Origin of the sequence: Sulfitobacter aquimarinus, from assembly GCF_040149565.1 — a bacterium.
Taxonomy (GTDB): domain Bacteria; phylum Pseudomonadota; class Alphaproteobacteria; order Rhodobacterales; family Rhodobacteraceae; genus Sulfitobacter; species Sulfitobacter aquimarinus.
This window is the reverse complement of sequence record NZ_JBEFLO010000004.1, coordinates 1-21,974: the sequence shown is the minus strand read 5'-3', so window position 1 is coordinate 21,974 and position 21,974 is coordinate 1. Positions and strand designations below refer to the sequence as shown.

Genomic DNA, 21,974 nt, shown 5'->3' with positions numbered 1-21,974 from the left:
TCCAGCCGAGCGTTGAATACTAAATTTCTGGAACAAAACAGTGACTTCTAGCGGCTGCCAGAGCACAAATTGGCAATCTGAAGTCGGACTGTTCTGTCGCGGCTGAATAGAGAAAAGGTACATGAAACTTGGCTAGTCTACAAAAGATTGCGTTGTTCATTTTTTTTGACTCGATTGAATCTGACTTGATTTGGAATATCAGAAAATTTTTACCTGCCCAGCATTATCAAATGTTCACGTCACAAGAAGCAATAAAAGCAACGGATAATCTGTCCAGGAGGAATAGTTCACACAATCTGGATGATCCATTTGAGCTCCTTTCAGCCTTAGATTTAGGTGAAAAGTACGATATCCTAATGCGTCTAAAAAAGTGGATGGACAATTCTTCTTATCAACACTTTTCGACGATGAAGAAACACTTCGACAAATGTATATCTGTTCGAAATACAGTTATGCACGGTCGCCCGTTAACCATTGACGAATACGCGGTTGCTTTTGCACTAACAAGCGAATTGATTAAATTCCCAACGTATTGGCCTACCTTAAATCAGGCCTACAAGCAGTATTCAAAGGATCCAAACTCAATCGCTGAAACAGCAATTAAATATCTTGATGAATTTACAACTTCAGAAACTTTTAATAATCTTCCATATCCTGACTATGACGACACCGGTTTTTTTCCAAGGCGTCGTTTGGAGGCTGATTTAAAAAAGAAAATACTCGGTAGGCACCCAGTCATAACGGTACTCGGTGACGGTGGTGATGGAAAAACGGCAGTTACATTGCAAACTGTTTACGGATTATTGTCCAGTAACGATCATGATTTTGATGCAATCATTTGGGTATCGGCGAAATCATCGAAATTGACAGGTCCAGAGATTGAGCGAATTGAAACAAAAATCACAAACTCTATGGCAGCCTTTGAAGGCGTTTCAGATATCTTTGAAGACGGGGCAAGTGATCCAATGGATAAAGTTCTGTCTCTAATGAAAGATAACAAAATACTCTTAGTCATCGATAATTTAGAAACCATTATTGACAAGAGACTTCGGAAATTTGCCGAGGATGTTCCAGGTGAAAGCAAGCTAGTGCTTACTTCTCGGGTACCTTTAGGCTCTGACCTTACTGTACATGTTGAACCATTCACCGAATCCGAAGCGCTTTCTTTTCTTAGAGTTTTAATTTCGTCTTTTAACGTTAGAGCTTTAAGGAATGAGACTGAAGCACGCCTCATTCATTTTGCAGCAAGACTGCACAATAAGCCACTTTTACTTAAGTGGTTTGCTTTGGGCGTTTTGTCTGGGCTGTCGCCATCGAACATCGTTAGCGATCCTAAGCAAGCATTGCGCTTCTGTTTGGAGAACGTATTCGACAAACTGGCACCTGTTACTAAAAGACATCTTGCTGCATTAGCATCATTACCAAGCGCGGCGTCGCTTGCTGTTCTCGCACACGTTACGGAAGATGATGTCCTTCTCCTTGAAGCGAGCGTTGCGGAATTACTGCGATATGCGATAGTTGAACAAGTGCAAGAGAATGGGTATGAAACGTCATTTCAAGTCAAACCGCTTGCGAAATCCTATTTAGTTCGCGTGTTGAAAATGAGCGCTAATGATTCAAAAGAATCAATGAAAAGGTTTAGGCAAATTGATGGTCTGTATCAAAATGAACGGGCAGCTAATGCTCACAATAAATTCAACCCTTCAAATTATACAATAAGATCAAAATCAGAGGCGCTAGCCGTAAAGAAACTAAAGATCGCAGTAAGCTTGGCGAAGGATGAGGATTATTTATCCGCGTTTTCCCTAATTGATGAACTGAAGGTTACTAACTCGGACTACTTCGAAGTTTACAGGGTTGAAGCATACGTTGCCTCGCTGAGCGGGGACAATCCCCGTGCGCAAGACGCCTATATTTCGGCTACAGAAATTGGTATAGATCAACCTCAAGTCCATATTATGTATGGTGGATTTCTTCTCAGGACTTTTAACGATCCCGAAACTGCTCTGGAACAGTTCGAAGCGGCCATCATACTGGATAAGAAGGCGTCCTTCGCTCATATAGAAGCCAGTCGCGCATCGCTTTACTTGTCACGGTTTGATATTGCACAGGAGCATTTAGATAATGCGATTACGGTCGCATCGAACGATATCAAGACACAAAATATCTTAAGTGATCTACAGGTTCAGATTTTTTGGAGAAAGATAGATCTGCTCATGAAGCAGAGCGACGAAGTTGAAATTAGTGGGGCTTTAGCCAACTTTGCCTCCTTCCTAAGCGGCTTCAGTGTAAGTGATATCGACATCCTTCTAGTTCGTCGTTTCAAAGGTTATTTGCGCTCCATAAATTCGTTCAAAAATGAATGCAAAGGATCAACACTAAATGGTCTCTTAGGGTTAGAAACGCAGATATCTGAACTTTTGTTTATTGCCGGAATACCGCAACTTAATGATAGAACTCCAAATGCCCAGACATCGAAAACAAGAGTTGGAACACTTAAACAAGCTGGGAAAAAGCCAACTTTTGGATTTATTATCGACCTTGAGGGCACAGAAGTCTTTGTGTTCAAAGGTGATACCAAACCGGAAGTTTGGAAAGCAATGCTGACTGGTTCCAAGGTCAGATTTGACATCACAGGAGATGGCACCGACCGAACCAAGGCAGAGAACGTAACTTTAGCTTGAGAAAAGCGAAGTCAGGATGCTGCGCTGCCGGTTTGAAAGTCTGCGTGAACGACAGCTAAGGGCCGAATAACACCAATCAGATGCAGCATAGCGCAAGTAGAATAGCGGCATGCCGGATCTGGGTTTCCAAAGGGTCGAAGCCCCTTGGCTTGGGGTTTCAAAAGGGGGCAGCGCGCCCCTTTGCCGGAAAGCGCTAACCTCCCCATCGGGGTGGTTAGCGCTAGTAGGTTACAAATCAAAGAAACTGATTTTGTACTTTCGCGGACTTGGCGGATCATGGGGGTAACCCACCCCAAGGAACCCGATTATGTCCGATCAAGAACAATCATATGCCATCTCCGTTCGTGTAAAACATACGCATCGATCCAAGTACAAGAACCAGCGTCGCCATGATCTGCGCATCGGACTTCCACCGAGTTACGTTCAGGATGAACGCTCTGAACTGAACCGTGTGCTGGTTGAGCTGCCAATGCCTGCCGTAATCACAGCACGGGCAAAAGAACTGCGTGAAAAGACCAACCCAAGCCGTGCAATGCGGGCAGATGCAGCCGTGGCCACCATCGGCATCATTACCTTTGGCCATGCCGCTCAACCGATCTTTGAGGCTCTGACAACGGCGCAGCAAGATGATGCGTACCTTGAGGTCGCCCAGTGCATCGCAGACGAGTACGGCACAACCATTCGCGGTCTGGTCGTTCATGCAGACGAAACTGCTCATCATGCGCATGTCGTATGGGACTGTCGTGATCATGAAGGCGTGCCAATGTCGCGGGTGATGAAGGGATCAAGGCTCCAAGATATCGCAGCCGAAGTCATTCAAAGACATGCCGCTGGCATCGAACGAGCGGTTCGTAAATCCGTGCGCATCGCCCGTGGTGATAAACCAAGCCAAATCTACAACCGCTCAGTACAGCAACTGCACCAAGACCTGCCTCTTGAACTGGAAGCCAAGCGCCAAGAGGTCAAGCAATTCAGTGATCGGGTCGACGAAATGCGCGCGCGTGTCGAAAAGCTGGAAGCGAAGGAGGAGCTGAACGAGAAGGAAGCCAAACGATTGGAAACATACCGCAATCGCCTTGCAGTAAGATTGAAGGAATACACCGAGGCGAAGACAGTACTGGAAGCGAAAGTTGAAGCTACTAACCAGCGGGAGGTCGCCCTGAACATCAAAGAGCGCGTTCTGGATACGGCAGAAGAAAGGCTGGATGAGCGTGAAACCACAATTAATCAACGCGACACCGAATTGTTGGTACGCGAAGAAACTGTGGTTCGCCGTGAAGGCATCTTGGATCGCCTCACGAATGAACTCAGCAAGCTGATCACCGATGTAGCTGACCGCCTTGGTGCTGGTCGTTCACTCCGTGCCATTCTTGGTCGCCTGAAGTCCGCCAGCGATGAGCTAAAAGAAGACGGGCCATCACTTGGGTGAGGAAGCGTTGGTTTACCCTGCCCCGCTCCCAGATCATCTTGTCATCAGCGCCGTTTTTTCCTAACAGTGTCCCACCAGACTGCGGCACCGCCGCCGGATGGGCGCTTTGATAAGCCTTGTAATGCAAGGGCTTATGAGAACCCGTGACATGGCTTCGATCCCTACCGTCGGAGCCATTTTTACCCTAAGCGCATGAATTCATTGAAGCTATTAACTTAGCTCCGATGGTATTCGGCTGATATGTGCAAAAGTTGCACACGAGGTTACACGGGAAGTTACACAAAGGCACCTGCCCTCAGTTTTCCAGCGATGATCGTCCCCAACCCAAGGACGTCTCATGAGCCATCCAAAATATCTGTTTAAGAAGGGCGAAAACTTCTACTTCAGACGCCGCATTCCGGGTTTATCCACAATTCTTTCACCCGTTTTCCTATCTTTAGGGACGAAAAGCGAATTCTTTGCGCATACATGCTTGTCGAAGCTGACCATGGAATTCGACGATATGCTTGAAGCCTTTTTATTTGCCGTAGATGAACTGCCTGAAGATTTGATCGCACGGTACATGACCGTTCGGTTACAACATGCTGTTACCGACATCCGCCGTCAGCACAGGATGGAACGCCACCCAGGACGTGGCACTGCGACAAATCCGACGTCAATTGAGGCAAAGAAGATCGTCCTGGAAATTTTGCTTTCGGACGGGATTCGGAAGTCTTTTCCGTTGCACCTTGTCCAGCAAGACTGGGGCCTTCATCAGCTTGGGGCCGTCATGGACGCTTACCGTGCCGAGGCGGACCTTGCTGCTTCCCCTGCCCTGAAAGGCCAGCTTGCGGCCGAATTCACATCAGCTACGGGAGTTGTGCCTGCTTCCCTCGAGCATCATGCCCAAATTCTCGAAATCTATTTTCATGCAAAAATCGCAAGCCTTGAAACCTCTGACGATCAACGCCTTCAACGATTAAAAGCCTTTCGCGATATGTCTACGAAGCTCATCGAGCAGGCTGCCCCGGCCATCGGTGATGGCAAGTTTGGGAAAACAGTCGACGGAACGAGTGGTGGAGCGCACGGGAAAGCAAAGGCCACCAAACGGCCAAACACTCAAAAAACAACGACGACAAGGCCTGATCAAACGCTTATCCTGACGCCAGGAGTCGAAATCATTACAGAACCTTTGACAATGGCTCTCTTGAACGCACAGTTCGCAGCTGCCGCAAGATGCGAGGAGGCGCTTCACCGAAGTCACAGCGATGAACCTTTTGGCGTGGACATCGCAGGAGTATGTGATCGCTCAATCAAGGTTCCACTTGAGGCCGGCGATATCGACCAGAAAACTGCCGCTGGGCGCCGCGCAAAAACAAAGCTGTTCTGCCTCATGACTGGCGTTCAAACGGTGACAGAGATCGAGCAGTATCACCTTCGCGTATTCGAGGAGAGACTGGCTAATACCCCGTTGAACTTCAACCGATCTTACAAAGATGCAGAACTTACGCTGACAGAGATCAACATCCGAGCTGACGGGATGGCGGATGAGGAGCTGGGCCGCTCTATCTCAACCTTTAATTCCCACATCGATACGATCGGAGCAGTCCTGCGCCATGCAAAAGCGGTCGACAATAGTGCGGTCCATCCTGAAATCGACACAAGGCTGGTGAGACGCCGCGAAAAAACACGCGGGCGTAAGAAACGCAATGCTTTCAAACCTGTGGAAGTCGAAAAGCTGTTTCAGCATCCTGTCTGGCACGGATGCAAGTCGCCTGACCGCCGGCATGAGCCTGGGGACTATATTAAAAAGGACGGCCTCTATTTCGTGCCACTGATCGTTGCCTACACGGGAAGCCGGATGGAAGAGATCGCTGGTCTGACCACAGATGCTATCCTCCCTACTGATGGAGGCTTCGGTTTTGATATCTGCTCACATGATCAACGGCGCCTCAAGAACTTGCAAAGCGAGCGTCTGGTACCGGTCCACGAACACCTCATCGAACTTGGAATTCTTGAACATCAGGCAATGATGAAAAAGCGAGGCCATAAGTACCTATTCCCAGAGCTGATTCCGAAAAGCGCAAAGAAGAAATTTCACTCGGCTTTGAGGTACAACTGGCAGAAGCTGAGAGAAATTCAGCTTGACGGTAACCCGCGCGATCTGGATGCACATAGCCTGCGTCATTCGTTTAATCAGGCATTAAAGCTTGAGAAATCCGTGACCCGCGAGGTTCGCCTCGATATCCTTGGACATGCAGGTATCGACATCAATGAGGAAGTATACGGGGACGAGGATGGAATGCCCTTTGATCTGAAAATGAAGGCCATTAATTTGCTGCCAAGGGTATTCTAAGAGACAGTGGGATAACGCTTTCGGAGAAAGCGACTGCATTAGGGAAAGCTTGAAAACTGGTATATTGTAGATTTTCCAAACGCAAGGCTGGGCGCTCGATTTAGAGACCGTCAGATCATCTGGACCGACCGTCCTGCAAACGAAGGCCGCGATCAACAACTTCCTTAAACTGCCACTAAATGCCCATCGCCCAATGAGCGATACTTCAGAAGGTCAGGAGATTGACCAATTGCCACAACCGGGCTCCGCAATTCTTCCTCAAGCTTTTCGCGCGGTGGTAGCACGCGATCTGGATCTGGAAATGGTGCCGCAGCAAGGAGTCGCCGCGTGTACTGATGCTGTGGGTTCCCAAAGACTTGTGCACTGGATCCCATTTCGACGATCTGACCCAAATACATAACTGCCACACGGTCAGCGAAATTCTCTACGACAGCCATGTCGTGTGATATGAATAGATAGGATATACCAAGCTCGGCCTTCAACTCTTGTAAAAGCTCCAAGACCGTTGCCTGTACAGATACATCCAGAGCCGAGACACTTTCGTCGGCAATTATCAGTTTTGGGTTCAGAGCTAAGGCTCGCGCGATGCATATCCGCTGCCGTTGCCCTCCGGAGAACTCATGTGGATACCGGTCAAGTGCTTCTGCGCCAAGGCCAACACGCTCAAAAAGCTCGGTGGCACGTTTTGTGCGGCTTTCGGCCGTGCCTATCTCGTGGATTACCAAAGGCTCTCGCACCAAATCCCCTACTGTCATACGGCCGTTCAACGCGGCCATGGGGTCTTGGAAAACCATTTGCATGGCGCGGGTATTTGCCAATTGAGATGCGCGGTCGCGCAAAACGGGTTTACCCTCTAATTTTATGATGCCTTGATGAGGCACAAGACCCGTTAAGGCACGCGCTACAGTGGATTTTCCGCAACCACTTTCACCGACCACTGCGAAGGTTTCACTTGGAAAAATGTCGAAATTGATCTTTTCGACCGCGTGAACACGGGCTTGTACCCTGTCGAGGACCCCACCACGTAGATCATAGGTGACTTTCAGATCTCTGGCTGAAATCAACGGCTGCAAGGATATGTCCACCACGCTCTCACGCCCTTTTCCCATTCGCGGCACGCTTGAGAGCAGTTGCTGCGTATAGGGCATCTTTGGCGCGGCGAACAATGTACGCACGTCTGCTTCTTCAACGAATTGCCCTTTTTGCATGACAAGGACCCGGTCAGCCATTTCTGCAACAACCCCCATGTCATGGGTGATGAGGATCAATGCCATGCCCATTTCGGCAGTCAGTACACGCAACAGATCTAAAACCTCGCGCTGAACCGTCACATCCAGCGCGGTCGTCGGCTCATCTGCGATCATCACATCAGGGCGCAGTGCGATAGCCATCGCAATGACAACACGTTGACGCATGCCGCCTGAAAGTTCGTGCGGATATTGTTTGAGCCTACGCTCAGGTTCGGTCAAGCGGACAGCCTTCAGGGCCTCTAAAGCGCGGATGCGCGCGGCGCGGCCAGACATCGGCTCATGGGCGCAGATAGCTTCCGTCAACTGATCCCCAATCCGCATCACAGGATTCAACGCGGTCATTGGTTCTTGGAATATCATCGCGATGCGGTCACCGCGTAGGCGTTGAATCTTGCTCTCTGGGAGCTTCGTCAGATCTGCGCCATCAAACATAATCTCACCGCCAGCGACATGCACTGCAGGCGGTGGCAGCAGCCCCATGATTGCCAATGAAGTAAGGGACTTTCCCGATCCGCTCTCGCCAGCAATCGCCAATGTCTCTCCCCGCTTCAAATCGAAACTGAGGCTTTGGACGAGTGGCGCGATCCCCGCTTCGGTACGTACCGAAATATCAAGTTTCTGCACGGACAGAACCGTTGGCTTTTCATCGGCGGCCACTGAGGCCGCCGAATTTGTTTTAACACTCATGCTCATTCGAACACGCAGCGCGGGAAGTAGAAGGACACAATCCAGTTCGGCATATCAACAATCTCGGAAATGCGTAGATCGCCGCAGGTGGACACCAGCATATAAGCGTCAACAGCCGACAGCCCTTGGGTTTTGCAAAGCAACTCAACCATCTGACTAACCGCTTCCTGCGCGCCTGTCATCAAGTCGGGACCAATACCTGTCGTGACCTCGTACCCTTTTGCATCCAGGTGGTTTGTCACGGGCCCAGGTGTGGTGAAACGTGGCATCTTCAGCCCCGCATCCTTGATCAGATCAAGGGTCACTGTGGCGTCCATCGGGCTTTCGATTGCGGTGCCACAGACCTCACCGTCACCTTGGGCGGCATGCGTATCGCCGATAGAGAACAACGCGCCCGCGACTTCAACAGGTAGGTACAATGTTGTTCCTGCTGCCAAATCACGAATATCGAGGTTCCCGCCCACGCGACGTGGAGGCACAACCGAATGTAGACCCGGTTCAGCCAAAGCACAGCCAATGGTTCCTGCAAAGGGCTTGAGCGGGACGCGCCCGTTTTTGCCAAACAATGCCGGTTCCAACGTATCAGGATCATACTTCCAGATTGTCAGCGCTGGATCTTCGAATTGATCGGCCAAAAGACCAAAGCCAGGAATATTCGCGGTCCAACCAAAGCCGGACGGAGCAAAACCCTCAATCGTGATCTTCAGGGCATCACCCGGTTCGGCGCCCTCCACATAGACGGGGCCAGACACAGGATTGATCTTACCAAAATCCATCGCCGCAACGTCAGCAACTGCGCTGTCAGCCGTGAGCTGGCCAGCGGAGCTATCGTGGCATTTGAACTCGATTGTGTCACCCGGTGCTACCGTGATGGCCGGGACAAACGAGTTGTCCCAGCCAAAATGATGGCTTGCGCCGTGAATGGTGTAGTCAGGACATTTATTGCACATCGTTTACATACACATAGTCATAGTTAACAGGAATCGAGACCGGATCGACATAGAGCTTGTCGTCGCCGCCCATACGCTCGGATTTCATGGTGTAGCGCTGCTCATTGAACACAGGCACCCAAGGCGCGTCTTCCATGATCTTCATATAGATATCTGACCACATTTTCAGGCGCTCATCTACTTTCGAAGGATCTGTCATGCTGTCGGCCTCAACCGCCATCGCATCCGCATCAGCGTTGCAATACCACGACCAGTTCCAGCCGCCCTGCACTGCCCCGTCACAGCCCAAGATCGGGCCATAAAAGTTTGATGCGTCGGGGAAATCAGCGATCCATGCCATGCCGCCAGACCAGATCATCGGCGCTTGATCCGCCTCTCCGCCTGCCGCAATCACACTGGCTTGCGCAAGGGACTGGATGGACGCTTTAATCCCTATCTTGGACAAATCCTGCTGGATTGCTTGAGCGATGCGCGGGTTGGGATCAGTATTCATCACAAACAGCTCGGTCTCGAACCCATCCGCAAAACCGGCTTCCGCCAACAAGGCCTTGGCCGCGTCGGGATCATAGGCATAGCCTGCATAACCCTCAGTGTACCCAGGCATGGAGGGTGGCAGCGGCTGGGTCGCTGGCACGGCACGGCCATTGATGACTTGGGTAATGCGCTCCTTGTTGATCGCCATGTTGACCGCTTTACGCACATCTACATTGTCAAAAGGAGGCATTTTCACATTCAACGTGATGTAGCCCGTATGTAGCTGACCGCCTTCGATCACGCGAGCGGCTTGTTCTGGATCTCCCATCACTTCTTGAAATTTGGCAGGGGGAATGCCGTCGCCAGGAACATCCACTTCACCATTTTGAAGACGCAGCAAAGCGACGATAGGCTCCTGCCCCACTTCGAATGTTACGCTGTCGAGATACGGCAGACCATCGCGCCAGTAATCTTCGTTCTTGGCAAAGACCAGCTTCTGGCCAATGGTCCAATCTGCCAGCTTGAATGCGCCTGTGCCCATTGCGGTCTTGCCAAAATCGGCACCAGCCGCTTCAACCGCTTCTTTTGCGACAACGGATGCAAAGTTCAGCCCCATCACGTGCAGGAAGGTCGCGTCAGGGCGCGATAGCGTGATTTCTACCGTTTGGTCATCAACCACCTTGACGCCGGAAAGGCCTGTTGCCTCACCAGAAGATACAGCATCATAACCCGCGATGGAGCCAAAGAAGCCTGCGCCGGGGCTTTGTGTTTTGGGATCAGTCACACGGTCCAGCGAGTATTTAACATCCTCTGCCGTCATCACGCGACCGTTGTGGAACTTCACGCCCTCACGCAGCTTGAAGGTAAACACCATGCCGTCATCTGAAATATCATAACTTTCGGCAAGACCGGGGCGTAACTCGGTTGTGCCGGGTTCATAGTCCATCAGACCGTCATAGAGCGATTTGATCATGGACCAGTTCTGCCAATCATAACCGATCGCGGGGTCCAAGGTGGCGACGTCATCTTTGTACGTTACCGTGATATTTCCACCTGACTTCGCATTCGGGTCAAGCGTGGAGTGGCTTTCAGAGGCCGCCAATTGAGGCAGTCCGAGTGCAGCTACGAGAGCCGAGGTTGTAAGCAGTTTCTTCATTCTGATTTACTCCTGTTGGGTTGGTATTTTTAGCGGACCTTGATCCGCGGGTCGGCAAACAAAGACGCGATATCCGCGACCAGATTGCCAATTACGATGGCGCAAGCTGAAACCAGCGTGACGCCCATGATGATCGGGATATCCACGCGCTGAATGGCCTGCCACGCGAGCTGACCGATACCGGGCCAGCCAAAGACAGATTCAACAACGACGATTCCGCCCATAAAGATGCCCACATCAATCCCGATCATCGCAATAATCGGCAGGATCGCGTTAGGCAGCGCATGGCGCATGAGGACGCGCATACGGCCAAGCCCTTTGGCCCGCGCAGTACGGATGAAATCCTGGCGAAGCACATCAATCATCGAAGAGCGCATCATGCGGCTGTACCAGCCTGATCCGAGGATCCCCAAAGTGATGGACGGCAAGACCAGATGCGCAAAAGTCCCATAGCCGCCGATGGGGAACCAACGCAGCTGTACGGCGAATACATAAAGCATCAGGAGGCCCACAACGAATTGCGGTGCCGACACACCGATGAAGCTGGCCATCATCAGACTGTTATCGGTCGCCGTCCCACGGCGCAGCGCAGCCACCACACCCATTGTGATGCCCAAGATCAGCTCACAAACAATTGCGCCCAACATCAGCAACAACGATGCTGGCAATCGAGAGGCGATCAAGGTGCTGACTTCCGTCTTTTGCAGATATGAACGTCCAAGGTCACCCTGGACAAGGCTTCCGAAGTACCGCGCATACTGAACGATGAAGGGCTTATCGAGACCAAGCTGAGCTCGAATGTTCGCGACGGTTTCGGGGGTGGCTGAACGGCCAGCGATTTGGCGCACAGGGTCCGCAGGAAACAAATACAGCAGCGCGAATGTGATGAACGAGACACCCAGCAGAATGAATACAGACTGGATCAGACGTTTGACAATAAATGCGAGCATTACACGCGCCCCCGCTGCGTAGGGTCAAGCACATCGCGCAGAGCATCCCCCACAAGGTTGAACGCCAGAGCCAATGTGACAATCGCCAGCCCCGGAAAGAACACCAACCACGGAGCCGCTTGGAAATAGGTCTGGTTTTCGAAGATGATATTGCCCCAACTCGGCGTCGGAGGCTGGACCCCTACCCCCAAAAAGCTAAGTGTTGCTTCGAGCAGTACGGTGGTTGAAATACCCAGCGTTCCCCAAACGATGATTGTCGGTGTGAGGTGTGGGAGAATATGGCGAAACAGAATGCGGATATTGCCCGCACCCAAAGTGCGTTCGGCTGCAATGAATTCACGCTCTGACAGACTGGCGGTCTCTGCATAAAGGACACGGGCGGTTTGCACCCAGTTCACTGTCGCTATGACCATAGCCACAATCCAGAGTGAGGGTTGGAATATCGCAGCCAGACAAATCGCCAAAAGCAAGGCCGGAAAGGCCATCATCAAGTCGGTGAAGCGCATCAAGACACTGCCCCAGAGACCGCCGAAATAACCGGCTGTAACGCCCACAAAAGTACCGATGATAAGAGCGACGCCATTGGCTACCAAGCCGATGATCAATGACGTGCGCGCGCCGTATAAAATGCGCGTCAACAGATCACGCCCCAACAAGTCCGTTCCCAATGCGAATTGCGCGCCAGGTGCCATAGGCGCACCCTGCATCGTCAGCCCGTCAAACATCTGATCGTTCGGCTCATAGGGTGTCAGGTAAGGCGCGCAGATTGCGCCAAACAAGGTAAGAAAAATCAACGCCATCCCGAACAAGGCCAGTTTGCGCTTCTTCAGCCGTCGCCAGACTGAGGGTGGCAACAGCGCAGGGGTGGTCTCAGCTAATGCCACGGTTTTCTCCTGTCGCCTCTTTGTGTTTCACGATCTGCACTGCGGCGTCTTCCATTGTCATTTTCCAAGCCATCGCAAGCTGGCGTAAATCGTCATATGCCGTCTCTTCCGAGCCGGTCTTTTTCGCCAGCATCGATACCGCCTGAACGATGGTTTGACGCGCAGACAATCGGTCCCGTAGAGCATCAACTTCTGCCAACAGGGCTCTTCTGCGCTCAAAAGACTGGCGTGCCATCAGCAAGGAGGCAAACACGCCGCTGGCCGCCAAGGGTTTGACCAGCAGCGCGTCCGCTCCGGTTCTGGAGGCCCATTCAATGCGCCCCGGTGCTTCCGATCCGACAAGAGCAATCATCGGCATTGGCGATTGGCCCGCAGGCCATGGAAACTGCTCATCATGGCCCGTATCTGTGTCATACAGAATAAAATCGGCTGTGATTGCAGAGGTAGGCAACAGAGGCCAAGCAACCTCAACCTCCAAACCGATCGCACGCAACTGACGCAGCAAAACAAACAAACGGTCATGCTCGGGATGCAAGACAATCGCCCGCGCGCCCTCCAATCCCGCGATGTCGATACGCTTGCTCATGCCTGCACCACAGACAAGGTGGGACTATCAAATTGCGGGTGGCGCGAAGGCCGCGTGAGATATGGATCAGGCGCGATATCTGACCAACTATGTAAAATTTCAAACGCACCATTGCGGACCTGTGCGATGTGCACATCCAGCGTTTTGTGCTGCGTCACAGGGTCGATCCCATGCCGGGTGCCGTGCGCGGCCAGATAGCTATCGAACGGCCCTTCGACACCCTGCGCCAGGGCCATTGCAAGTGTCAGCACCGATTTATACGCCGTGCGCTCTAATGACGATCCCCGCCCGTCCTCGGTACGGGCGGTACAGAAGGAAGGTCCGACCGATATAAGCCCCTCCGCAGCCTCGGCCAGAATTGGCAACTCGGCCTCGGTGAGGTTACATGACAGCAATGGGCAATTGTCAGGTGCAAAATGGGGGTCGCGGCGCCCCAGCTCCGCATAAGCCCTGATGAATGCATATGAGGAGGCCCCGACAAGTGAGTTCAGGACGAAACTTGGGCGGTTTTGCTCGATTTCCGCAATGAGGCTGTCAACGGATGTATCCCCCAAAGGCAGATAACGCTCGCCAAACACTGCACCGCCTGATGCCTCAAGCCGCGTGCGCATCACCCTGCAGGTTTCCCATCCCCAAATATAATTAGAGCCAACAAGATAGGCTGACATGCCAAAATGGCGCATGGCCCACCCCAACAGAGGCAAAATATTCTGATTGGTCGCAGCGTGCGAATAAACAACCCGCGCTGATGTCTCAAACCCTTCGTATGGCACATTGTACCACAACGTCGCCTGAGACCGGTCCAGCTCAGGGATAACCTCTTTTCTACTTGAAGAGGTAACACAGCCCACCACATGTTTCGCATGCGACGACAAAATTATGTCCGCACACATAGGGGCATATTTTGTCAGATCACCTGCCGGATCGCGGATAATCGGATTAAAGGAAACCGGAAGTGCCTTGTCAGCGTTCACATATTCGATCGCGGACATCGCGCCAACGAAGAGTGGCTCAGAGAGCAGTTGATACGTCCCGGAGCGGGAGTAAAGAATACCGAGGTCGAAGATCTTGGACATGGATTCCCCATAAAAAAAGCCCCGACGCAGCAACTAAAAGTTACTTTTGTCGAGGCCCGGATGCCTGATTGGCGATTGCCAATGCGTGATCTGATTTAAGAACACACTTCAGCGTTGAGACAAAATTGGATCAATCGCAATTTGTAATTTTAGTTTTTTGCGAAAAAGGCTGAACCATAAGTTGTATTGCCCGATATTTAGGCGCGATGCAGGAGCTGTAGAGCCCCCCAAAACACCAATCTGCCCCTTATCAATTGTTAAGGTAGCATCCCTCGGAAGAACGATTCCGAAAGTTCACGTCGCAAATCCCATTCTGTTGACCAAGTTCAGGGAGACACAAGCGTTTTCGGAGTTAATGGCATGGTTCATCTCCAGCATCGAACGAACGGGCTATGCCATCCTTGCCACTACTTCAGTGCATTTGGCACACAACGGTCTGCCTAACCCTCGACAAAGCATGAAATACTTGGATCCAGTCTCCTGCACGTTTCAAAAGCCGCGGAGAGGTTCGGGGTTCGTCAAACAAGACGACGAGGCTCATTCCGCCTGCTCATGGAACAAAGCACTGTCCAGAATAGATCGTGACCTCCCCGATACGCACCGACGAGAGCTTCAGGCCAGCAAGATAGCGGGTATCGACGGGCACTTACTGCACAAGATAAAATGGCGGTGTCGATTAGTCGATCAATCCGGCATGCGCCGCCGACAGCACGGGCATCGCTCGCCGCACGAAAGCGTCCGCTGCCGGGCGCGTGCGCACGAGACTCATGACGCTCCTCGCGAGGCCAGCATTCACAGCCTCGAGTTGAGCAATCATGGCTCGCGACATCTCGACCTGGCGCGCGGCGTCGAGCACAAGCCCTGCCGTGAACAGGATCGTCGCGAGCGCGTCGATGCACTCCTCTTCGAGCGCGTTGTCCTCCATTGCGGCCACTTGGCGCTCCAACGGTGCCTCGAGTTCCTGGAGCAATCGGCCGAGAAGCCGGATCCAACTGCGTGCCGGTTCCGTAGCAGAGATCGGATGAGTCTCGTCGTGCCTTGCGCCTACGGCTGCGCTCGACTTGAGCACCACGTTAATTAGGATGTGCAGCCGGACGGCATTCAGAAAACTAAGAGGTTCGACGTCGGGATGCGCCAGGGCGTCGCAGGTCTGGCGAACGCGGAGGGCGAGCCGGTCTGCGCGCTCATTGACCTGGGTCCACGAGGCTTTTTTCCTGAGCACCTTGGGCATTTGGGGGGAATCCTGACCACCATTTCGGCCACCTCCGGCACCATTACCGGAGAGGGCTTTCGTCAGCGCACCGTCATCATCCTCATCGACCTCCTCGGCGCTCAGGCCAAGGCAGCTGTTAACAAAGCGACGCATCTCGGCAACCGGACCCGACCTCATCGCTTGCTCTTCTTCCCGAGTCGGGGCCAGCTCGCGATACTCGTCGTCAGTCAGGCGCTCGCCCTGACCTTCGTCATCATAATCTTGATGATCATCGCCGCCGCTTGTGCGATCACGTTGCACGTCCCGCTTGACGGTGATCTCCTGCCGGCTCGCCATGATGATCTTCAGCGCGCGTTCATAATCCTCCTCGTCGAGGTCACTGCGTCCTTCGAGGTCGGCGAGCAGGCGCGCGGCACGCCCAGAGCTCGCGGGCTCAGAGCTCCTCCGCAGCCGGCCAAGTGACGCGATCGGGATCGGCGCGCTTGCCGTCTCATTGTCGAATATCACGTGCCCGACGCGAGGGACCGGCCCGTCGGTGTCGAACTCGCAAGACCACTGGCCATGCACCAAGGACGGCGCGAAAACCCCGATGACGCTGTTCGCGCTGTCGGTGAGTTCAAGGCGGCATCCGTCGGGTTTGTCGACCCCGGAAGGCGGTTGCCAGAAAAGCATTCCGTGATCGATCCAGAGCGCACCGCCATCTGGGACCACAGGTGGCTCGTTCTCGGCCATGACCGCTGCCGACATGCGCGGTCGCAGATGTGAAAGGGGGATCTCTTCAGAAAGACAGATAGAAAGTTCAAGCCGGTCAATCACTGCACCAGCAGGCTCCGTGCGCATGATGCAGGCCTCTGCATTTCCGGTACCATCGAAGCGACTGAAGAGACCAGCTTCAGAAATATTGGCTGACCCAGAAAGGACGTAATCGACCTCCTGGCCGCAGGCGATGATTAACTTCGCATGGAGTCGCCTCGTTCCGCCTGCGGCATGCGCGCTGGTCGAATGGAGCGTCAGCCCCGTCTTCGACATGAATGTGGTTGCGCTGAAGTCATGCTCCCCGCTTTCGACCACCAAAGCGCTTTCCGGAGCTCCGAGGCTTTCTCGCATCTGTTCAAGACCGCGTAGGTCGTGGTCCCAATACGGAGACACAGCAACCAGTCGATCGATCACATCATCCCCGATGAAGGAGACGAATGCCTCGCCTACCCCGGCCCCTTCAACTTCCGAAACGAATGATACCCGTTGGCCGTCGATCTCCACCTCTGTGGCTGCAGTTACAGCCGAAAGCCACGGCGTCTTTGCCCGAGCTCTGCCAAGAACGTCCCTCATCGCCCTGTCCCGAGGGTCTGCGTGGCGCTCGAAGTATTCCAGCGCGGCGGCCAGTAGCGGTGCCGCGCGCATATCTTGCAATGTGACGAGGATCTCGCTCACCGCTTCCATGTTCCCCACCAGGCCGGCCCCAGTGAGGTTAGCCGAGCCGACCATTAGCGAGCCGCCTTCCGGTCCCAGTCTCAGGGCAATCTTAGGGTGGAACGCGCCTGACACTTTTCTTTTTGCCAGGTGATAGGCGGTGCCGGCGCGGGGTGCCAATGCCGCCTCGGATAGCGTCCTGTTCAGCATATTCTGGTCGACGATGATCCCAATGTTCCGGCACCCGCGGCTGCGCATCCCGATTAGGATCACGTTCTCGAAGACAGTCGGGTCGAAGCTAAACGTCGTCAACAACGCCGAGTGATATCCCTCGGCGCGGAATGCCTGATCATACCTCATAGGGCCTCAAGATAATCACGGCCGCGGTCAGCCAATCGCCCCTTGACCAGCAGGCCAACGTCGTCGAGGAATTTGATGGCAGTGGAGAGCCTTGGTCCGCTGGGGTTCGCGTCGATGAGGGAACGCGCCCTGAGACGCGCATGCTCGAGCTCCACGAGGTAGGTATAGCTCCCCTGGAGGCGGAACTTGCGGGCAGTGACCTCGAGGTGCCGGCGCAACACTCGCTTGTATATGAGCTGACCCATGGCTTTTGGGGCCGGCTCGTGGCGCCTGTGATCGATCCAAGTCAGTTCCGTTACACAGGTCTGATGGCCTGGCTTAGTGGGCAGGCTGCCCTCGAGTTCATCAATACGGTCTCGCCACTCCGCCCAGAGGCGTGCTATCGGCGCCATGATCGCACCCAGCGGTGCACCCTCGGCGCGGCCGGCGTCTTGAAGGTCATACAGGCGATGATCTAAGGCAGATAGCTGATCGAGCCATTCTCCGAAGGGCATATCCGGAACATCGCTAATGATGCCTCCTATGAGTTCTGGCACGAGAAGGCCTTCAGACGCATCCTCGAGGCCAAGAATGGCATGGTTCATCAGGTTCTCATAGGAGACGCGCAGCAAGTCGCCGACCTGGTAGTGCTGCCAGGCCGCATGGGCCTCTGCGTTGTCTCCCTCCGGAGGGTGATCCATCCACCACCACCGCAACATGTTTTCACTGACTGGCTGACTGTCTGTCTTTCTGGCGATCTCCAGGATGGCCAAAAGAGAGGCTCTTCGGGCACGGCCGGTTTCCGATCCATCTTCTCCCATAAGGATTTCTCTTAGCAAGCTCGCTTCCTCCCCGTCTTGATCAATCGCGCTGGGCGCCATCGGGAGCATCATGGCAAGTTCAACGCGACTCACTTGCCCAGTCTTCGTGATCTCGAAGAACCGTTCCGGCGAAATGGGGAGTGCCGCCGCGTATGCATCGGCGAGACGCTCACCGTCCTTGGTTGGCACCGGCATGTCGTGCCGGGCAGCTCGGGCCAGGAGTCCGATCTCGCGCATCTGGCCGAAGTAGGTGCCCTGGAAATCCCCGGCCCGCGGGCTGAGGTAGCGCAGCTCGGCCGGCGTCTCGAGGTTTGTCTCGAACCTGAAGTCGAGGATGTCATCCTCCTCGGCCAGCTTGTTTAAGGCAAAGCGAGCGCCGGCTATGCCGGTTTCCCTTTCCCACTGTGCCGACGCCAGGGCGTAAAGGGCTTCCACTCGCCGAGTGTGCGCATGGAAGGCCTTCTTCAAGGTGATCTTCGTCTTGCGCGCGTTTTGCGTGATCCACCACGCATGAAAGGCATAGTTCCGCATCCTGGTGGTGATCGAACTGAAGCCCGGAAGCAGTGACTGATAAAGGGCCTCGACCGGAGCAAGCATAGCCAAGTGATCCAGTCCCGACGATGCACCAATCTCGGTCCACTCTACCTGCCCGTCCATGGTCCCTCCTCGCCCCATTTCTGGTTGTCAGCCTACTGACAGGATCCCCCTCTTGGAATAGCTGATAAGACAATCTGAAAGGATTTTAATTAGGTGCCAATTCTCTGCGTAGGTCACAGGAAAATTTGCCATCTCATGTTTTATATTTTTCGAAGTGCTCCAATTGGGTGGTCCGGTCAGATTCTTAATGCAAGGTCGGCATGGAATTGCCCCGCCATTTGAATTTTCGCATAAGTGCGATGATTTCATTATGTTCGTTCTTCATGCGGCAGATCGATGGGCAACTTACGCCGCATGGAGCGTAGCTGAACCAATGTACGGCAGACCCGACGCTCAGATTCGCTAAAGCTCTACCGCACATGATCGATATATCCACGACGTTAGCAGGTGCTTAACAGTTTCCCCGAGCGGCCTCGGTCCGGTCCTGATGGCCGTGCGTCACGGCGTGTACTGCATCTAAAGCCGTCGCCTTTTCCCGAGCAGCGGCCGTTGCCTCGGTCCCAGCGCGCAAACGGTAGAGCTTACATCGACGTCGCCCCTTTAGCACCCCACCGTGGCCCATGCCACGCAAGCAAACTCCAAGTATGCGCTCGATCACTGTCTGAGACATCGCCGCTATGGGCTCATGGCAGACCTGGCTCCTGGCAACCGTGCTATCCAGCCTGAGGTTGCGGATGTCGGCACATAGGCATGTGCACCTGTTGACTTGGCGCACAAATTACGGCCCGTGTGCTTACACACTGCCGGATTCGGTCCGGACTCGAAGCTAATTTTCCTTTGTTTACAGAGGCTTTTGCTGGCTGGCACCCGCCCCTACCGTCGGAGCCATTTTACTCATAAGCACTTGTTATATAAGCCCTTATGAGGGAAATAGTCTTTAACTGCGGCACCGCAGTGTACCACCACCTCAGCCATTTGCGTTCCATCCGTTTTTAAAGAACGGAATGATGATGAACACACGTCCCCACCTGTCGAAACGCGGCGATGTTTACCAATGGCGGCGCAAGACCAGACGCTTTTCCACAGGAAACATTGATATCAAGCTCTCCTTAGGGACGACAGATCGCCAGCAAGCTCATATCCTCGCTCGGAAAGTCAGCGCAGAGAGTGATATGGTTATGGAGCAAATCGTTGGGAGTCGGATTACTCCAGAACAGGGCCGAGCGTTTCTGTCTGAAGTGATCCGCAAAGAACGGGCAAAGATTGCCCAGCTGGGCATGTTCAGTCGCGTGGACAGCCTTGATCCAGATGACGACGCCCGCCACGATGCCGCTATGGCCGAGGCATGGCAGCGTATCTCGTTGCATGGCATCAATCACCACGTTTCAGAGGAAGCGTCCGATCTGGTGCGCGACAATATCGATTTGATCCGCAGAGACCTGAACAGCCATCCTCGCAAGCAGGCAATCCAGCGTGCTATCCAAGAACAAACAGGGAAAGGTCAGTTGTCTGCGCTGGAATACATGCAGGTTATGGACCTGTTTGTGTCCGGAAAAGCAAAAGCGTGGGCCGGAGACGCCCTTACAGAGGCCCTGACGGCCAATGCAAAGCCCAGTACGCCCAGTAGCAACCCTTCCCTGCCCCCTTCCACCCTGCGGGCCATCGTTGAGCGTATGAACGCCATCAAGCGCACTGAAGGCATTGAGGAAAAGACACTGGGCCAATACCTGAGCTTTGCGGCGTTATTCACGATGCTGACCGGACATGACGACATTACCCAAATCCGCCAATCTGATGTGAAGGCCTTCCGCGCCGACCTCGCCAAGATGCCGAAAAGCTGGGGGAAGCCCCAAGGATCAAACCATGTCACGCGATGAAGTTATGGCGAAAGCAGCGGCGCTTCCCCTTGATAGGGTTGGCCTCTCGATCGGAACCATCAATCGCCACCTTGATCACCTCAATCAGATTGCAGATTGGGCGCGCGATGAAGGCTTGGCCGTGGACCTCAATCTCAAGCCATCGAAACTGCGCCGCAAAGAAACCGTCCGCGACCGCGATAAACGCGACGCCTTCTCTGTCGAGCAACTGCATGCGGTCTTTCAAAACCCAGTCTGGACCGGCTCACATTCGGAGCATCACCAGACGAAAGCCGGACAGGAAGTCTTCAAGAACGGCATCTACTGGTGTCCCTTGATTGGCGCATATACTGGCGCTCGCAGAGAAGAAATCGCGGGCCTTTGAGGTGCTCCTAGATTTGTAGACGCTTTGCTTGGTAATTTTGGAACCAAGGAGAGACGGATATGAACAAGGGAATACGGTTTACAGACGAGTTCAAGCAGGACGCTGTGGCGCAGGTTGTTGAGCGTGGTTATGCGGTCAGCGAAGTGGCTGGGCGGTTGGGCATCAGCACCAAATCCCTGTACACTTGGAAGGCGCAATTTGCGACGTCACCACGCGTTCGATCGGGGGTGGCTGAACAGGCTGCCGAGATCAAGCGGTTGAAGCGAGAGCTGGCCCGCGTGACCGAGGAGCGGACCATTCTAAAAAAGGCGACCGCGTAGTTCGTGCGCGAGCCTCAGTGAAGTACGCGCTCATCGAGGCTCACCGCGCGGAGTTTTCTGTACGTTCGATGAGTCGTGTGCTGGCTGTGCATTTCAGCAGGTTCTACGCCTGGGTTAAGGAACCGTTAAGCCAGCGTGCGCTGGAAAATGCCCGGCAGACAGAGCTGATCCATCAGGCCTGGACTGACAGCGGCAAGGTCTATGGATATCGCAAGTTGCACGATGATCTTCTGGATCAGGGTGAGACCTGTTCAGAGAACAGTGTCGCACGATTGGCCAGCCTGGCAGGCATTGCAGCACAGATTGGGTACAACCGCCGCCCTGGTCGCTATGGTGACAAGCCTGCCGTAGTTGCTGACAACACATTGGATCGTCAGTTTGAGATTGATGCGCCTGATCGGATCTGGGTGACCGACATCACCTACATCAGGACGCATGAAGGTTGATCCTATCTAGCTGTTGTGATTGATTTGTTCTCACGGCGTGTCGTGGGTTGGTCGATGCAATCTCGCATGACTACTGACCGGGCCTTGCAAGCGCTGTTGAGTGCTGTTTGGCGGCGCAAACCAAAG

General features: G+C 53.6%; 14 protein-coding genes and 1 pseudogene. 6 read left to right on the top strand and 9 right to left on the bottom strand.

The window, feature by feature from the left end; all coding sequences use genetic code 11:
- The first annotated feature begins 128 nt into the window (after positions 1-128).
- The 3 genes from ABMC88_RS09510 to ABMC88_RS09500 all read left to right on the top strand — a co-directional run bounded on the left by ABMC88_RS09510 (position 129) and on the right by ABMC88_RS09500 (position 6,448).
- Positions 129-2,684: an NB-ARC domain-containing protein gene (locus tag ABMC88_RS09510; protein ID WP_349576645.1), complete on the top strand. Its 2,556-nt coding sequence runs from the start codon at positions 129-131 to the stop codon at positions 2,682-2,684.
- A 307-nt stretch (positions 2,685-2,991) separates the two neighbouring features.
- On the top strand, positions 2,992-4,113 hold the full coding sequence (locus tag ABMC88_RS09505) for a plasmid recombination protein (RefSeq protein WP_349576644.1): 1,122 nt from the start codon (positions 2,992-2,994) through the stop codon (positions 4,111-4,113).
- A 337-nt stretch (positions 4,114-4,450) separates the two neighbouring features.
- Complete coding sequence (locus tag ABMC88_RS09500; RefSeq protein WP_349576643.1) at positions 4,451-6,448, top strand: hypothetical protein; 1,998 nt, start codon at positions 4,451-4,453, stop codon at positions 6,446-6,448.
- Positions 6,449-6,612: 164 nt separating this feature from the next.
- On the opposite strand, the gene ABMC88_RS09495 is transcribed toward ABMC88_RS09500, so the two are convergent.
- From ABMC88_RS09495 to ABMC88_RS09455, 9 genes are all read right to left on the bottom strand, one after another.
- A complete protein-coding gene (locus ABMC88_RS09495) occupies positions 6,613-8,391 on the bottom strand; it encodes an ABC transporter ATP-binding protein (RefSeq protein WP_349576642.1) in 1,779 nt (592 codons plus the stop codon).
- Positions 8,388-9,335, bottom strand: a complete 948-nt coding sequence (locus ABMC88_RS09490) for an acetamidase/formamidase family protein (protein ID WP_349576641.1) — start codon at positions 9,333-9,335, stop codon at positions 8,388-8,390. Before ABMC88_RS09490 ends, ABMC88_RS09495 begins: the two co-directional genes overlap by 4 nt.
- Complete coding sequence (locus ABMC88_RS09485; protein ID WP_349576640.1) at positions 9,325-10,965, bottom strand: ABC transporter substrate-binding protein; 1,641 nt, start codon at positions 10,963-10,965, stop codon at positions 9,325-9,327. Before ABMC88_RS09485 ends, ABMC88_RS09490 begins: the two co-directional genes overlap by 11 nt.
- 29 nt (positions 10,966-10,994) lie before the next feature.
- Positions 10,995-11,915, bottom strand: coding sequence for an ABC transporter permease (locus ABMC88_RS09480; RefSeq protein ID WP_349576639.1), 921 nt, complete (start codon positions 11,913-11,915; stop codon positions 10,995-10,997).
- A complete protein-coding gene (locus tag ABMC88_RS09475) occupies positions 11,915-12,799 on the bottom strand; it encodes an ABC transporter permease (RefSeq protein WP_349576638.1) in 885 nt (294 codons plus the stop codon). The genes ABMC88_RS09480 and ABMC88_RS09475 overlap by 1 nt, the downstream gene beginning before the upstream one ends.
- Positions 12,786-13,385 carry an ANTAR domain-containing response regulator gene (locus ABMC88_RS09470; protein ID WP_349576637.1) on the bottom strand — a complete coding sequence of 200 codons (600 nt, stop codon included), beginning with the start codon at positions 13,383-13,385 and terminating at the stop codon, positions 12,786-12,788. Before ABMC88_RS09470 ends, ABMC88_RS09475 begins: the two co-directional genes overlap by 14 nt.
- Entirely contained in the window at positions 13,382-14,461 is a 1,080-nt protein-coding gene (locus ABMC88_RS09465; protein ID WP_349576636.1) for a transporter substrate-binding protein, read from the bottom strand. Before ABMC88_RS09465 ends, ABMC88_RS09470 begins: the two co-directional genes overlap by 4 nt.
- Positions 14,462-15,137: 676 nt before the next feature.
- On the bottom strand, positions 15,138-17,444 hold the full coding sequence (locus tag ABMC88_RS09460) for a hypothetical protein (RefSeq protein WP_349576635.1): 2,307 nt from the start codon (positions 17,442-17,444) through the stop codon (positions 15,138-15,140).
- Positions 17,441-18,901 carry a hypothetical protein gene (locus ABMC88_RS09455; RefSeq protein WP_349576634.1) on the bottom strand — a complete coding sequence of 487 codons (1,461 nt, stop codon included), beginning with the start codon at positions 18,899-18,901 and terminating at the stop codon, positions 17,441-17,443. Before ABMC88_RS09455 ends, ABMC88_RS09460 begins: the two co-directional genes overlap by 4 nt.
- Before the next feature lie 944 nt (positions 18,902-19,845).
- Here ABMC88_RS09455 and ABMC88_RS09450 point away from each other — a divergent pair.
- The 3 genes and pseudogenes from ABMC88_RS09450 to ABMC88_RS09440 form a co-directional block, all read left to right on the top strand.
- Positions 19,846-20,718, top strand: a complete 873-nt coding sequence (locus tag ABMC88_RS09450; RefSeq protein WP_349576633.1) for a hypothetical protein — start codon at positions 19,846-19,848, stop codon at positions 20,716-20,718.
- Positions 20,705-21,082, top strand: a complete 378-nt coding sequence (locus tag ABMC88_RS09445) for a site-specific integrase (RefSeq protein WP_349576632.1) — start codon at positions 20,705-20,707, stop codon at positions 21,080-21,082. The genes ABMC88_RS09450 and ABMC88_RS09445 overlap by 14 nt, the downstream gene beginning before the upstream one ends.
- A 59-nt stretch (positions 21,083-21,141) precedes the next feature.
- Positions 21,142-21,974 (top strand): annotated as a pseudogene (locus ABMC88_RS09440) (IS3 family transposase); the annotation flags it as partial.